The sequence below is a fragment of the Bradyrhizobium sp. CAR08 genome (genome assembly GCF_052871955.1).
Map to the genome: position 1 here is coordinate 319491 of NZ_JBIXJX010000006.1, position 15156 is coordinate 334646.

Sequence of the window (15156 nt, forward strand, 5' to 3'; positions counted from 1 at the left end):
ATCTCGCCTACGCCGTCGGGATGGGAAGCGCCGCCTCTCCAGTCGCCGACACAGGCATGATGATGCACAAAAGAACGGCCTCGCCGTGAGACGACGCCTTCGCCATTGTCTAGAAAGGTGAACGATGAGCGCAAGCGGCCGAGACACGGATCGTTGCGCCTCATGCCGCCTGGTCGATCTCGGCCGGCTTGGGTTGAAGATCGTGCAGATAGGTGACTGCCCGCTGAGCGTGGGCGGCCGCGCTGAAGATAAAACGCCTGTCGTTGGCCAGCACCTCCAACCACGATGCAAGGTAACTCGCATGATCGGCACGCGGCTCGAGTTCGGGCACGATACCAAGGTCCGCGCTGAGGAAACACGCGCCGAGTTCCGCGACCAACTCTTCGCGCGCCCGCTCATTGCGATCCTTCGCGTAGCGGCTGAGATCGCGATTGACGCGATGCGCCGGCGCCGTCCAATGCACGCATTCATGGGCGAGCGTGGCGGCATAGCTCTCGGCGTCACGGAAACTCTCGAATGGCGGCATTTGGATGAGGTCGAGCGCCGGCGCGAAGTATGCCTTGTCGCCGCCGTGCCGGATGTTCGCACCGGTGTTGGCGAAGAAGGTATCTACATGAGCGATGCGTTGCGCCGGCGCGACGGTCGGTGCCGCGCGCCCGTAATAGTGATCCGGAAGGTCGTCGATCTGATCGACGCAAAACACCGTATAGGCGCGCAGGAACGGAACGGCCCGTTCGACGTCATCGCCATGCTCGTCGGGCTCGGTCTTGGTGATCTTGTTGGCATAGACCACCATCGTTCCGCTCTCGCCCTTACGGACGTGGCCGCCGAGCTCGAGCGATTGCTTGAACGTCATCCAGATCGGCGACGTGAAGCCGCGCGCGACCGCTTCCGACCACAGCAGCACGACGTTAATGCCCTGATAGGGCATGCCGTTGTGACGCAGTGGACGCGTGATGCGCCCAGCCACGTTGGCCGCATTCCATGGCTTGACCCACGGACGCACACCGCGCTCAAGGTCTGCGACGATGCGATCGGTGATTCGCGCATAGATGTCGGCGCGGGGCTTGGTTTCCTTACCAGTCATGATTCTAACCTCCGTTGGAGGCCGCGCCCGTCGCGGCCCGTCACGGCGGTCCGCTGCGAAGGCCTGCGGGGTCGCGCATCCGGTGACGCTGGTCGTCGGGGTGAGGGGAGAGACGCCGGACCGGAACGCAGTGGAGGACGGCAGAGCCGTTGCGCTGCCGCGCCGGCCGGAGCATCGACCGAAAGCCGGTACGGGCCGCAACGTGCGCTCCATCCCGGTTCATTTCTCTTTGCGCTTTTGCGCCGTCGCGATGTGCGACATGAAAACGGCCGGCCCGCAGGGGCCGGCCGACGTCGGATTGTGAACGAGCAAAGGCGGAGCCGAAGCCCCGCCGGCGGCGTCACCCGAACGCCGCCATCTGAACCTCGGCCGCCTTGCGGCTGACGGTCTCGCCGGGTTGTTCGGGCTGGCGCTCGAACGGCTTCCAGCTCTCGCCGACGACGTGCTCGTAGGCTGCGGCGGCGCCTTCGGCCGCCATGCGCAGTGCGTGTGCCTGAACGGCGACCTCGGCGGCGAATTCGCGCTTGCGCTGGGCCGCGGATTCGAACCCGACAGGTCCGTCGAGGTCCTCGTCGCGCGTGTCGTTGGCGAGCTTTGCCGTCGCCTCGCGCGCTTCGGTGACGGCGCGGCTGTAGAACTGCCCGGCGCCGTGGGCTGAGCCGACATAGGAGCCGACGATCCGCTGCAGGTGGATCTGCATGGCGCGTTCGTTGACGCTTTCGCCGAGCGCGTCGGCGGTCTCGCTGATGAGCCGCTGATGGAGATCGCGGATGCCGTCGCTGTCGAGGACGGGGAGGCCGAAGCTCTCGGCGATGCGGGTGGCCTGGGCTGCGTCCGGGCAAACGAGCCGGACCATTTCGACTGTGGCGCCGCGGCGGAGCGGGACGATCCGGGCGTTGGTGCGAGGTGCGCGAGCGATCTTGGTCATGGTGAAGTCCTTTTCTGGTTTCGCCGTCGGGTTCGGTCCGGCCCCTGCCGGCTCTCCCTTCGGGTGCCGTCGCCCAGCGCCGCCGGGATGAGGGCCGCTTCAAGGTCCGGGGACCGCCAGGCGAGCGAGGTTCGGTTGCGGACAAGCGGGGCCACGCTACTGGGCCCTGCGCCGGACGCGGCCGGGCCTTGCCGAGATCGGGGGTCTCCGGTCGCTTGCGGCTTGGCCTTGAGGCGGACCGCCGGGGGCGCAGACCGCAGCAAACCCGAGGGGAGAGGCGACAGGGTTGGGGCCGGGTCGACGATGCCGGAAAGATTCGCCCTGGCAGACCGCCGCCGCCGCGCCATGCTCGAGACGTTCGCCGAAACGAGCCGCGAATTCAGACACGGTCCCGCTATGCCGCCGCGCCATGCCGCTTCCCCGGACGACCGTCGGGCCGGAGTGGGACATTCGTCCGTGCGATGCGCGCGCACCTGGTCGTCAGGAGCGGGTCTTGGGCGCGCACTCAATAAGCGCCGCTTCTCGGGTAAAGCAGACCCATGTAGGGGAGATCAGCATTTCGCCTTCTGACCCTGGCTGTGTGAAAAGCCACGAGTCGGCTACGATTCCTCCACTTCCTGATTGGGGGGATACGGATGGGACGCTTCGTTGAAGGCGCGGACAGATCCCAGCTGACGCTCTTGCCGGACTGCCTGGAGGATTGGGTAAGCGAGGACAACGCGGTCCATGTGATCGATGCGTTCGTCGCGGCGCTCGACCTGCATAAACTGGGGTTCGAGCGTGTGATCGCCAAGGAGACGGGCCGGCCCTCCTATCATCCTGCGGTCCTTCTGAAGCTTTACATCTACGGTTATCTCAATCGGGTGCAATCCAGTCGCCGCCTGGAACGTGAGGCTTGCCGCAATATCGAGGTGATGTGGCTGATCGGCCGCCTGGCTCCCGATCACAAGACAATTGCCGACTTCCGGAAGGACAATGGCGCGGCGATCCGGAAGGTTTGCGCGAAGTTCGTTGCCCTATGTCGGCAAATGGGCCTGTTGCAGAATCCGAGCGTGGCAATCGACGGCAGCAAGTTCAAGGCGGTGAACAACCGCGACCGCAACTTCACGCATGCCAAGATGGCGAGGCGGATGGCCCAGATCGAGGAAAGTGTCGGTCGATATCTGCGTCAACTTGAAGCGCGGATCGGCAGGAGCCATCGGAAGCGATCAGCATCAAGACGACGAGGATCAAGGAAAAGATCGCGCGACTGAAGCAGGAGATGAGCCGCCTGGAAGTGCTTGATGCCCAGATGCGCAACACGCCGGATCAACAGATATCGCTGACCGATCCGGATGCCCCTTCCATGGCCACCAGCGGACGCGGATCGGGTGTCGTCGGCTACAATGTCCAGATCGCGGTGGACACCGAACATCATCTGATTGTCACGCACGAGGTCATAAACGTCGGCAACGACCGTGGGCAGCTTGCTCGGATGTCGAAGCAAGCCAAAGAAGTGCTCGAAGTGGACAAACTCGAGGCGGTTGCCGACCGTGGCTACTTCGACGGAGAAGAGATATTAGCCTGCGAACATGCTGGCGTTGCAGTTACCTTGCCGAAGCCCATGACGTCGAATGCCAAGGCGGAGGGCCGGTTCGGCAAACAGGACTTCGCCTACCTGCCTGTTGAAGACGTCTACCGCTGCCCATCCGGCCAGCGACTGCCCCATCGCTCCACCAACATCGAGCACGGAATGACGCTGCGCCGTTATGGTCGACAGCAGCGTGCCAAGGCTGCGCGATCAAGAGCCAATGCACGCCGTCAAAGGAGCGCCGCATCACGCGCTGGGAGCATGAGCATGTGGTCGAGGAGGTCCAGAGACGGCTCGATTCCAATCCCGACGCCATGCGGACGCGGCGCGAGACGGTCGAGCATCCCTTCGGCACGATCAAAGCCCGTATGGGTGCGACACACTTCCTGATGAAGCGCCTAGGGAATGTAGCCGCTGAGATGGCCTTGCACGTCCTGGCCTATAATCTCACACGGGTGATGAACATCGTCGGCAAACCGAGCCTGATTGCAGCTATCCGAGCCACCTGAAGGCGGGAAGTGCATCCAAAAGCGACGCCGCCCGTCGCAATAAATCACCTTGGCGGCTACGTAGACGATCCGACCTGAAAACATCAACGCTTGCAACGATTGTCGACCACGACCGCCTTTGAGCTATCCGTTTCCACACAACCAAGACCCGAAGCGGACATTCGCCCAAATCTCACGTCAGCAGAGTACCGCCTTCCGTCTCATGGTGGGCCACAGAACCCGCTATTCGATCACTTGGTCGGCGCGAAGCAGGAAGGCTTCGGAAATCGTCAAGCCGAGTGCCTTCGCGGTCTTTAAGTTGATGATTAACTCAAATTTGGTGGGCCTTTCGACCGGAAGTTCACCCGGACGCTTGCCTTTGAGAATTCTTTCGGTCAACGCAGCGGCGCGCCGGTAGTTTTCACCGTTACTGGGCCCGTAGAACATCAACCCGCCATCCTCTACCTCCGAAGGAAAGGAATGAATGGTGGGAAGGCGTTGTTTAAGTGCGACTTCCGCGACCCGCTTCCGGTTCCCAAACATTATGTTGTCAGCCATGAAAACCGCGGCCTGTGCTTTCGCGCGAATGGCATCGTCGAACGCCGGCTCCAGGTCCTCCAAACCCTTAAGTTCACGCGAAAAGATCTCTATGCCTCGCGCCGAAGCGGATGTGCGGGTGTTTTCCAGAGCGTCAGCATGCCCGGGAAACGACGGGTTCCAGAACACAGCGATTTTCGTCGTCCCTGCGATCGCTTCAACAAGCAGTTCAAGCCGCTTTCCACCAAGCCCAGATTCGCTATAGGTGACTCCAGTGAAGTTACCGCCGGGCTGAGCGAGACTTTCCACGATTCCGAGCCCGACCGGGTCAGGCACAAAGGCGAACACAACAGGGATCGTCAGCTTGGCCTCCTTGAGGGCGACCACCGCTGGCGAAGTGATCGCAATGATAACATCTGGATTTTGCAACTTGATTTGTGCGACAAGAGCATTCAGTCTCTTGGGGTCTCCTTCTCCGCCCAGCAGATCAATTGTCGCGGTGCGGTTATCGAGCCCAAGCTTGCTCAGAGCGTCGAAGAGCTGATGGATCGGCGTTCGATTCGGGAAACCGCTGTGAAGTATGGAAATCCGCACACGCTGCTGAGCACGTGCGCCACTCGCAATAAGCCCGCCCAGCAGTCCAACAAGAAACTTGCGTCGCTTCATTGCTCGTCCCGGGCGTTGTCGGAAGAAATCAGCCTCTGAATCTTGTGAGACTTCGGCCGTTCGTAACAAGCATTGCGTCAAACGTGTAGTCGCGCCCTCATTCGATGACTTCATCTGCCAGCAGAAGCAAGGCGGGAGGGACCTCGAGCCCAAGGGTCTTCGCCGTCTTGAGGTTGACCGCGAGCCTGAACTTGATTGGCTGCTGTATCGGCAGATCGGCTACATTCGCGCCTTTCAATATCCTGCCTACATAAACGCCGGCCAATCGATGTGCGTCCGCAATGTCCGGATCGTAACTCATTAAGCCGCCGGCGACTGCGTAATCACGAAATTGAAAGATCGCCGGGATGGCCGCTGCAGCCACCATTGCGACGAGCTTGTCCCGATGAACGTCGTAAATCGGGTCGCTTCCAACCAGCAGCGCGTCCGCCTTGAGCTGCGCTAGCGTGGTGAATGCCCTCTCCATTTCCTCCAAGTTGCTTGCCTCCAGCAAGTGAATCTTGAGCCCGAGGCTCTGAGCTGCCGCGGACATATCCGATGTCTGGGCGCGTCCCTCATGGGTATTGGGGTTGGTCAGCGCAGCGAAAACGGTTGCCTTTGGAACGAGTTCGCGCAGTAGCTCGAGCCGCTTCGGCCCCAAAACCGCAGAGAAAATTGTCATGCCCGTGGCGTTGCTTCCCGGCCGCGAGAGACTTGCGGCTAACCCCAACTTGATCGGATCCGCTCCAATTACGAACACAATGGGTGTGGTGGCCGAGACCGCCTTGGCCGCCAGCGCCGAATTCGCGCCACCTGCGGCCACAATAACCTTGACGCGAGAGCGCACTAGATCGTTGGCGATTTCGGGAAGGCGATCCAACGCGCCGTCCGCAAACCTGTATTCGATGCTGACGTTCCTGCCCTCGTCGAAGCCCGCTTCTTGCAGGCCCTTGATGAACGCCGCGACGACTCTCTTAGAGTCGCTTGAAGAGCGCGTGCTCATAAAGCCGATGTTTGGTTCGAGAGATTGAGAGTAGGCCTCGGTCACAGTGAGGAGCGCAACGCTAAGTTGCGCAACAAATTGCAGTCGCCGCACAACGCCCCCCAAAAGCTCGTTCGCCCGGATGTAGCTAGGCAAGCGGTATCACATCTCGCGCTCGCGGTCTTTGTCTTCATTTCGGCCAGAGCCGAAGAGCACTGGCTAGGCTGACTCGACATTCCTTCGCTGACTTGCGAGGATTGCCGCGCCGCGTTCGGGAGCGTTCTGACTGGGTCAGGATACCGATGCACGACCAAGGTGACCGATGAGCACCGATCAGCCGCCGCCTCCTCGCAGGGTTAGGCCGCGGAATTCGTTGTTCGTAAAATACTTCATCACACTGCTCATAGCCGTCGTAGGTCCGCTGTTGCTTGGCGCGGCCAGCGAGGCCTGGTTCGGTTACCGCGGCCAGCGCGCCGCCCTCAATGAACTGTTGCAGGCTGAATCTCGTTCGGCCACTGAACGTATCCAAACATTCATTGATGGCATTCGTGATCAGCTAGGCTGGGTTGTCCAACTGCCCTGGATGGTTGGTGACGAGGAGCGCCACCGCATCGATGCTTTACGCTTGTTGCGTCAGGTGCCGGCAATATCCTCAATCACACTGGTCGACGAAACGGATAGAGAGCGCGCCTTCATCTCCCGGCAGGATGTGAACCGGATAGGGCTGGGCGCCTCCATGGCGTCGGACGCGGCAGTGAAGGGCGCCCACACCAGCAAGGTCTGGTTCGGCCCCGTACGCTATGAGCGTGATTCCGAGCCTTACATGACCATTGCAGTTGCCGGCAATCGCGCTGCCGCGGGCATTGTCATTGCGGACATCAACCTGAAACTAATCCAGGAAGTAATAGCTGCAATCAGGATCGGCGAGACCGGCCATGCGTTCGTGATCGACGATGCTGGCCGGCTGATCGCTCATCCGGATATCAGCCAGGTGCTTCGTGGTCATGCCGCTTCCGAGGGGTTCGGGTCGATAAGAGCCGCGGTCGCCGCTGCCAATGGAGCCGCTGTGGTCACGCGGGATGCGGATGGCAAGTCGGCGATCGCCACCTCTGCCAGAACCGCGAGTGTCGATTGGACTGTGATAGCGCAGCAACCGGTCGCAGAAGCGTTTGCACCGATTCGCGCCGCGCTATGGCGCTCACTGGGGCTGCTCGTTGTCGGCACGCTCTTCGCGATATCTCTCGCATGGTGGCTGGCCCGCCGAATGTCTGGCCCCATCCGTCAGCTTGAGGACGGCGTACAACGCATCGGTGCGGGTCAGTTCGAACACCGGATCAATATGTCTAGTGGTGACGAACTAGAACAATTGGCCGATCGTTTCAACGAGATGGCGGGAGAACTCGCGGCTTCAAAGGAAAAGTCCGAGCGCATCAACCGATTGAAGCGATTTCTAGCTCCGCAAGTAGCTGAGCTTGTCGAGGATTCCGGCAATCAGGCACTACTCAACGGACAGCGCCGCGAGGTTGTTGCAATCTTTGGGGATCTCCGGGGATTCACCGCGTTTTCAGCGCACGCAGAACCTCAAATTATCATGAGAGTTCTTAGCGATTATTATGCTGCGCTCGGGTCCGTTATCACGCGCCATCAAGCAACGCTCACTGGATTTGCCGGCGACGGACTGATGGTCCTGGTCAATGCGCCACTCGAATGTGACGAACCAGCGCTACGCGGTGTTCGTCTTGCTGTGGATATGCAGGACGCTGTGCAAGGGCTCATCGTCGGCTGGCGCGTTGAAGGGCACACAATCGGATTCGGCGTCGGTATTGCAATGGGCCCGGCGACGGTCGGTACGGTGGGTTACGAAGGCCGGATTGACTACACTGCGATCGGTAGCGTCATCAACCTCGCTTCACGCCTTTGCGGTGCCGCTGTGGATTCTCAGATCTTGCTCGATCCCGTTCTTGCTCGCGCAGTTGGTGGAGCCATCGGGCTTGACAGTATCGGTGAGCTCGCCATCAAGGGTTATGACCAGCCGCTGTGCGTCTATTCGGTCAACGACTCTCGCTTTTAAGGGCCGGCGTCGTTTCCCGCGATCCCGCTTTAGTCTTGTCCAATCCGCCTTGGTGGTCATGCCTCAGTGCAGCCGGGCTCGGAAGTATTCAACCTTAGTCAATCACCTTATCAGCCTGCAGCAGGAATGATTCAGAGATCGAGAGGCCGAGACTTCTGGCGCTTCGCAGATTTACTAAAAGCTCGAAGCGCGCGGGCTGCTGGACCGGAAGATCGCCCACCTTGGTCCCTTTAAAAATTTTGGCCACGTAGGTAGCAGCGTTGCGAACAACTTCGCCCACATTTGGACCGTAGGAGAGCAATCCGCCAGCCTGCGCCCACGCCCCCCAGCCGCCTGCTAATGGAAGCTGCTGCTTCGCGGCAAACTCTACGATGCGCGGAAGAGATGCCACCGTCTGGCGGGACGCCACCACATAAATTGCGTCAATGGATGCCTTCGTCATGACCTGGAATGCGCCATCGAGGTCGTCGGCACCGCGCATTTCAATCGGCTCGATGTGTACGCCAACCGTTGTTGCAGCCCGTTGGGCTACGCGCAGTTCGTTGTCGGGATGATCTGGATTTGACAGGAATGCCACACGGGAAATGCGGGGAGCTATCTCTTTGAGCAATTCCAGGCGCTTTGAAGCGAGTTTGTCCTGCAGAAATGTAAAGCCGGTGGCATTGCCACCGGGGCGGGCGAGGGTAGCAACGAGCCCGAGCTGCACCGGATCGGCGCTCATCACAAACACAATCGGAATCGTTTGGGTCGCTTTACTGAGGAATGGTGCAACGTCGCCGCCTATCACAAACAGCCCGTCGGGCTTCATACGCACGAGGTCGGAGGCGAGGTCGGGAAGTCGCGCAGTAACACCTTCCGCAAAACGATAGTCGATCGAAATAGTCTGCCCCTCGACGTAGCCATGATCCCGCAAGCCTTGCTGGAGGGCTCTTGACTGGGGATCGTCTTTCGGCGTGCTGTACAGCAGCACCCCAAGGCGAGGTATCCTCCCGTGAAGTTGCGAACGGGCTGCGACTGGCCATGACGCCGCAACGCCGAGAGCTGCAATGAATGTGCGTCGTCGCATTGCGCCTCCGTGGCCGCCCAGCCAATCCATCCAGCCTAGCACCTTTTGATGCAGCCGAGGTTTTAATCGCCTATCGATGGGATTGTATCAAACTTGATTTCTCGGGATGTCCGGTCGTGGCCCATCGCCGCCGTCCGAGAGGCGGCTCGTCGTGTCGGCTCTCAAGGACGGACCGGACGTTTGCAGCCAAGCGCCCGATCGACGCTTTTGACCCGAAGCGGACGTCCATTCAACATCACCGCAACAACTTGTAAGGGCCGTGAACCTAGTCAGCAACCTTGACCAACGCAAAACCACAAAACTCTGCTAGGTTCGAGCATCCGGGCGTTTGGCCCGTGCGGGGAGGCAATGGTGACAGGCTCTGACGTCTCCAGCGACCGACCGAATATACCAGCCTGCGAGAGTGACCCACCGAACAAGGCGCCATCTGACGACGAGCCTCCGGACCAACCAGCATCGGCTCGCAACTTTAAGGGTCGCTTCCGGGTGCGAATGCAAATGATCGGCGGGGCGCTCGCTTCGATTGCGGCTATCGGTGCGATCGCGGGTGGCCTCGTCGGCTATTGGACTGTGTGGAAGACGCTTCGCACCGACGTGTTTGCGGATAAGCAACAGACGCAGAGGGAGGCTACTGCCCGGCCCGACATTGCTCCCCGCTTGTCACTTGTCATTCTGCCGTTCGCAAACGTCAGCAATGATCTGGAGCAGGACTATTTCGCCGATGGCATCACGACCGACCTGACGACCGACCTCGCGCAAATGCCCGGCGCCTTCGTTATTGGACGCGGAACGGCGTTTACATTCAAGAACAAGCAGATCGACTTCAGGACGCTCGGCAAGGACCTTGGCATCCGCTGGGCGGTCCAGGGCGCGGTGCGACGCAATGGGGATCAGGTTCGGGTCAACGTATCACTTACGGATATCGCGAGCGGTCGGGACGTCTGGTCCGATCGTTTCGACGGCGACCGTACGAACCTCGCCGCCTTACAGGACCAGATCACAGCGCGGCTCGCTCGCTCGCTTAACATTGAACTGATCCAAGCCGAAAGCCTTCGCAGCGAACTGGACCGCTCGAGAAATCCCGACGCCACGGATTTCACGATGCGCGGCTGGGCAAAACTCTATGGGCCGCAGTCGAAGATCCAAAACGGTCAGGCAATGGACCTATTCGATAACGCGCTACGCCTCGATCCGGACAACGTTGAGGCCATTATTGGCAAAGCGCGGTGTCTGGCGGCTGGTGTGAACAATCGATGGTCTTCGTCCGTTGTTGAAGACAAAAAGCAAGCGATCTACCTCATCGACAGAGTTCTGTCCAAAACCCCGGCAAGCGCGAGTGCTCATACGACCAAGGGAACCATTCTTCTATTTGGACGTCCTGAGGAGGCATTGGCTGAATACGATGCGGCGCTTGAAATTGATCCAAATAATCCAGCTGCCTACGCTGCTAAAGCAATTGCACTCGTCGCCTCCGGGCGCGCGCGTGAAGCCTTCTCGCCGGTCCAGTTGGCTCTCCGTCTCAGTCCCAGAGATCCTTTTGCTTTCCAATGACACTTCTGGCTCTGCCATGCACACCTGCACTTGCACCAATATGGAGAAGCCATCGAGGAATGCGGGCGCTCGGTCAATCTGAACAACTCGCACATGTACGCTTATGTAGATCTGACATCGGCTTATGGAGCCACGGGGCAAATGGAACAGGCACAGCGCAGCTTGACTGAATTGAACAAGCTGCGGCCACACTTCACGGTCCACTGGTACCGTGATCTTGTTTACTCAATGTCAACGAACCCGCAGTTTCGTCGAGAGATCGACGACATTCTCGATGGGCTGAGGAAGGGAGGGGTTCGGGAGCAATAAGAAGCAAGGCTATTCGCTTGCTGACGTCGGCCTCTTACATCTCGAATGTCGCTGATTGGCCCATCAGCGAAGTCGTGGCGCACCAAATTGAGGTCCGCTCAGCGAGGCATGGCGGACCAGATTTTCAAACCTTGAATTCCTCGCATTTTGACGCATTGCGGACATTTCCTCGTCCTCTTGTGCATGGTCGTGGGCCAGCGCTCGCTGGCAGCGTCACCAGCATCTTCTTCGCGCTCACCATCGATGGCAGGCGGCGCTGGTTCCACGGCTATTGCGACTTGTCTGACCGGGGGGCGCCGGAGCGGATGAAGGCGGCGATCATCGAGCGTGGTCATGAATTCGCGCATCGCAAACATGTCGGCGCGCATCCATAGCGGCGGCAGGATCTCGAGCATATAATCATGATCGCATTCTGCGATCTCGAACCACTCGCCCACAAAGAGATGCGGGGCGTCACCTTCGGCCATAGCGGGGTCACCACGATGGCGGTTGAACAAGCGATGCATCTCGTGGCGCGTCGCAACGCCTTCGAAGACTTTGCGGATGCTGGGGGAGGTGTGCATGGGCGGCTCCTCTTGGCCTGGCCGGACTGACAGCGCGAGCGATCCGCCTGATCCCTTCGTCACTTCAGTCCTTCATCACACCTCCTCGCCGGCCGCATCGAAGGTCCGGCGGGTCAAGGGCCGCGGAACGCGGGCGAAGCTTCACCCTTGACGCGCCGGCCGGGCATGCTGCAGCGCTTCATTCCCATTTCATTTTCCCTCCCTCATTGTTCGATCCCCTCTTCCTTTGCTCAACGCCAAGCCGTCAGAAGATCCCACTCATTTGAAGGCCTTGGCGCGGCGCCCCCACGCAGCCGGCGCGTCGCCCTGGCGAGCCGCATCAGTTAGACGTCAGGCGCTCAAATCCTCATTCCAGTCGCCGGCGCACGGCCGCAAACGGGCATACCGCGCACTTGCGTCTGCGGCGATGGCACGAATTCGGTCGGCGTAGACCTCGCCTTGCCGATTGTTGTCGGTTGCTGCCACGAGCCAAACATTGGCGCGCTTGGCCAAGCTGCGGATGGCGTCATCGGTCGCGGGCGACCAACCGCCGCCGGTGCTGACATAAAGCGTGTCAGGCCGCAGGACCTCGATTGCGGCGAGGCTCATCGCATCGATGGCCGCCTCCGTGATGCAGATCCGCTCGGACTCCTCCGACCCGAAGCGAAAAAGCTCCTTGCCGCCGTCCGTGGCGAAGCCCCGCCATCCCGGTCCACGCTCCTCCCAGCCTGTGAGCACTCCAGCAGAATCGCTATGCGCCGCCCACATGCTGCCTTGGGGGCCCTCTCGCAACCGGTCGCTAGCGACCGCCTGCTTCACGATGTTTGCCGGCAGCCCGCGCTCGCGGGTGAGATAGCGCCAGGCTGGCGAGCCGGGGCGCGGCCCCACGCGATATCCCCATCGCTCCACGATGGACGCAAGGGCCTTGGGCCTTGCCGGGCGCTGCCACGCAGGTGCAGCGGGGACGAAGCCAACCATATCCGCAACACGGTCACACGCCTCGGCGAAACCGTCGGCGCCAAGGTGTTCGGCTAGCGAAAACACGTCCCCTTTCGCCGGCGATAACGGATCGAACCAGCCGCGGCCTTGGTGGATGACAATGATGATGTTGGTGTCGCGGCGATATTTGATCGCCCGCCGGGTGCTTTCCTTGAGGTCGACCTTCCAACCGTCTTTCTCCAGCAGGGCTGCGCAGCCAACCTTCTCGCGGAGTTCTTCGATTTCTCTCTTGTCCATTGTTTGCACCGGCGTCGCGCAGGCGACGTCCGGCCCCTTCTTCTGTTGGTCTCACTTGTTCCTGGCCTTGCGGCAGATCCCGGACCGGCCGCGAAGCCTGCCGGGCGCAAGGGCGCGCGGACAAGCTGTCGAAGTTGTCAGATAGCCGGGCGCGGCGAAGCCTCCCTTGCAGCCGGCAAGGCGCCAGCGGCAGCCGGTCACCCGGCTCAATGAGCCGGGCACCAGGGGTCGTATTCATGAACGATCGCATCCTGATCGCCGTCGTATTCGCTGGAGACCATCACGCCGAATTCGCTCTCAGCCTGGAAAAGGATGACCGGCACCATCAGCGTGCGGGCCAGATCGAAAGCGTGGTTCTGAGCGAGGGTGAGATCGTGCGACATCGAAAGGCTCCCGTCTTGCGGCGGGGACCATCCCCGCTCGACAGGCGCCGACGTGTTCGGGGGTGGCTGCGGTCACCTCGCAGGCGAAGCCGAAGAGGTCGCACGCTTGCGTAGCGAACCCCTTGCGGGTTGATCGTGGAAGGCCGCACCAGAACCAAGGAAAGCCCATTCGAGAGCGGGGTTGGTCCATCACCGAAAAGCACGGCGAGCCAGCGCGCACATCTTTCGTCCAGCGGACGCAGTGTTTGTCTGATTGATAGCGAGAACTGCCGCCGTCCTTTTGTCGGGAGCGAAAGTGGATTTGCCCACCTGGAGGTTGCTCTGCGAAAGGTCCGACGCGAATATGCGGGAGCTTTCGATGACTCAGCAGCTGTCTTGTTCGGGACTCGGGCCGTTCCCGTCAGGGATGGCAGCCCGTAAGGGGGAAGACCCGCTCGGGGGGCTTCAGCGCAGCCTGCAGCCCGGCCCGCAGGGCGACGCCCACTTTGTTCGCAGTCAGAGGCGCACAACACCCTATAGTTTCGGACACCGCTCGTTGAGCACCCTCAATGGCTTTCATCACCGGTATTAACATTTTGAATCGATAGGCCTGATCGATTCGATAACTTAATTGGACGACGGTTTCGACAGATGCGATTCTTGCGCATGTCCGAACTCACGGTGCCATACCTCGTGCTCCAACGGTGTGAACCGGCCCGCAATATGGCCAGGTTCTATGTCCTCACGATCGAACCGACTCTGTTCGGTGATACGGCATTGGTGCGCGAATGGGGACGTCTGGGCCAGCGCGGCCGCCGGCGGATGGATCTGTTTGCCGGGAGGGTCCAGGCCGTCGAAGCACTCGAGGCTTGGCTCGTCCGCAAAGCACGCCGTGGTTATGTACCAAAGAATCCCGTGCCCTGAGTGCAGCGCCCAGTATTCCCACCTGCTTGAACCGTCGATCTTCACAACTTCTTGCAAGCCGGACAGCTGTTTTGCGCATTACGGGAGCAATCCCTGCCGAAGCGCGAGAGCCACAGCGTGCGGGAGGGTTAATGCAGCAAGATTCCGCCGGGCATTATCCAAATGAAATTTTACACCCCGCGGGCGAACACCGAGGAGCTGGGCAATATCCTGCATCGTCTTGCCCTCGGAGATCCACCCCAAGCATTGCCTTTCACGCTGGGTCAAGGTGCAGACCTGCTGAGCATACCGAGGCGTCCGTCCAATTCCGGCAGCGCTCACATGGGCATGGTAGGTGAGCCCCACCATTTGCAACATATCTTGCGAGCTCTCGACGAAGCGATCGAGGTCAAGGCTGCGCTCATCCACCGCCAGCGTGAACGCCGCGAACCGGTTTTGGCTTGAGGGAATGCGAATGGTCAGGCCGGTCCTGATCTTGAAGCTGAGCGCATCATCGAACAGGCGGCGCTCTTTCGCCGACTTTGCGCTTCGCGCCTCACGTCCATCCCACAGGAACACACGGCTCGTGTTTCGCGGCTCCTGAAGAACGGGATCGATGTTGTGATAGCCTTCGCGAAAATAGTGGCTGGTCCAGCTCTTCGGATAGGATGAGATCAGAATGGGGCCATTGGCGCGCTGACCAAAATAGGCAAACCACCGGAAGCCCAGGGCATGCGCAGCTCGTTCCGCAACACGCCGAAAATCATCTTCCGTATGGGCAGCGTGCAGACAATCGACAAATTCATCGCATGCTCTTTTGACGTCTTTCATTGCGCCACTTCAGTCTTTTCTTAGTTCCCACAACGCGAATATTTTGAT

General features: G+C 60.4%; 12 protein-coding genes and 3 pseudogenes. 6 read left to right on the forward strand and 9 right to left on the reverse strand.

Going from position 1 to position 15156, the window contains the following annotated elements; genetic code table 11:
• Window positions 1–160 precede the first annotated feature (160 nt).
• Complete coding sequence (locus tag ACIPUD_RS15670) at window positions 161–1087, reverse strand: ArdC family protein (RefSeq protein WP_446481073.1); 927 nt, start codon at window positions 1085–1087, stop codon at window positions 161–163.
• Window positions 1088–1169: 82 nt separating this feature from the next.
• Here ACIPUD_RS15670 and ACIPUD_RS15675 point away from each other — a divergent pair, with 82 nt between their 5' ends.
• Window positions 1170–1391, forward strand: coding sequence for a hypothetical protein (locus ACIPUD_RS15675; RefSeq protein WP_446481074.1), 222 nt, complete (start codon window positions 1170–1172; stop codon window positions 1389–1391).
• Window positions 1392–1427: 36 nt separating this feature from the next.
• Here the strand turns inward: ACIPUD_RS15675 and ACIPUD_RS15680 are convergent, their stop codons facing one another.
• Window positions 1428–2015, reverse strand: a complete 588-nt coding sequence (locus tag ACIPUD_RS15680; RefSeq protein WP_446481075.1) for a hypothetical protein — start codon at window positions 2013–2015, stop codon at window positions 1428–1430.
• A gap of 635 nt (window positions 2016–2650) precedes the next feature.
• Here ACIPUD_RS15680 and ACIPUD_RS15685 point away from each other — a divergent pair.
• Window positions 2651–4094, forward strand: a pseudogene (locus tag ACIPUD_RS15685) (IS1182 family transposase).
• Window positions 4095–4316: 222 nt separating this feature from the next.
• On the opposite strand, the gene ACIPUD_RS15690 reads toward ACIPUD_RS15685, so the two are convergent.
• Complete coding sequence (locus ACIPUD_RS15690; protein WP_446481076.1) at window positions 4317–5276, reverse strand: ABC transporter substrate-binding protein; 960 nt, start codon at window positions 5274–5276, stop codon at window positions 4317–4319.
• Window positions 5277–5373: 97 nt separating this feature from the next.
• Window positions 5374–6393: an ABC transporter substrate-binding protein gene (locus tag ACIPUD_RS15695; RefSeq protein WP_446481077.1), complete on the reverse strand. Its 1020-nt coding sequence runs from the start codon at window positions 6391–6393 to the stop codon at window positions 5374–5376.
• 166 nt (window positions 6394–6559) lie between these two features.
• Between ACIPUD_RS15695 and ACIPUD_RS15700 the strand changes: the two genes are divergently transcribed.
• Window positions 6560–8308: a cache domain-containing protein gene (locus ACIPUD_RS15700; protein WP_446481078.1), complete on the forward strand. Its 1749-nt coding sequence runs from the start codon at window positions 6560–6562 to the stop codon at window positions 8306–8308.
• A 94-nt stretch (window positions 8309–8402) separates the two neighbouring features.
• Here the strand turns inward: ACIPUD_RS15700 and ACIPUD_RS15705 are convergent, their stop codons facing one another.
• Window positions 8403–9278: an ABC transporter substrate-binding protein gene (locus ACIPUD_RS15705; protein WP_446481079.1), complete on the reverse strand. Its 876-nt coding sequence runs from the start codon at window positions 9276–9278 to the stop codon at window positions 8403–8405.
• 588 nt (window positions 9279–9866) lie between these two features.
• Between ACIPUD_RS15705 and ACIPUD_RS15710 the strand changes: the two genes are divergently transcribed.
• Window positions 9867–10925, forward strand: coding sequence for a tetratricopeptide repeat protein (locus ACIPUD_RS15710; RefSeq protein WP_446481080.1), 1059 nt, complete (start codon window positions 9867–9869; stop codon window positions 10923–10925).
• A gap of 509 nt (window positions 10926–11434) precedes the next feature.
• A pseudogene (locus ACIPUD_RS15715) lies at window positions 11435–11563 on the forward strand (DUF1419 domain-containing protein); the annotation flags it as partial.
• Here ACIPUD_RS15715 and ACIPUD_RS15720 read toward each other — a convergent pair.
• The 3 genes and pseudogenes from ACIPUD_RS15720 to ACIPUD_RS15730 all read right to left on the reverse strand — a co-directional run.
• Window positions 11564–11797 (reverse strand): annotated as a pseudogene (locus ACIPUD_RS15720) (DUF1419 domain-containing protein); the annotation flags it as partial. It abuts the pseudogene before it with no gap.
• A 330-nt stretch (window positions 11798–12127) separates the two neighbouring features.
• Window positions 12128–13012 carry a DUF3991 and toprim domain-containing protein gene (locus ACIPUD_RS15725; RefSeq protein WP_446481081.1) on the reverse strand — a complete coding sequence of 295 codons (885 nt, stop codon included), beginning with the start codon at window positions 13010–13012 and terminating at the stop codon, window positions 12128–12130.
• Between the two features lie 206 nt (window positions 13013–13218).
• A complete protein-coding gene (locus tag ACIPUD_RS15730; RefSeq protein WP_028143687.1) occupies window positions 13219–13395 on the reverse strand; it encodes a hypothetical protein in 177 nt (58 codons plus the stop codon).
• Between the two features lie 645 nt (window positions 13396–14040).
• Here ACIPUD_RS15730 and ACIPUD_RS15735 point away from each other — a divergent pair.
• Window positions 14041–14298: a WGR domain-containing protein gene (locus ACIPUD_RS15735; RefSeq protein ID WP_446481082.1), complete on the forward strand. Its 258-nt coding sequence runs from the start codon at window positions 14041–14043 to the stop codon at window positions 14296–14298.
• Between the two features lie 78 nt (window positions 14299–14376).
• On the opposite strand, the gene ACIPUD_RS15740 is transcribed toward ACIPUD_RS15735, so the two are convergent.
• The gene (locus ACIPUD_RS15740) at window positions 14377–15108 is read right to left on the reverse strand and encodes an autoinducer binding domain-containing protein (RefSeq protein WP_009859432.1); all 732 of its coding nucleotides are present in this window, start codon (window positions 15106–15108) and stop codon (window positions 14377–14379) included.
• Window positions 15109–15156 lie beyond the last annotated feature (48 nt).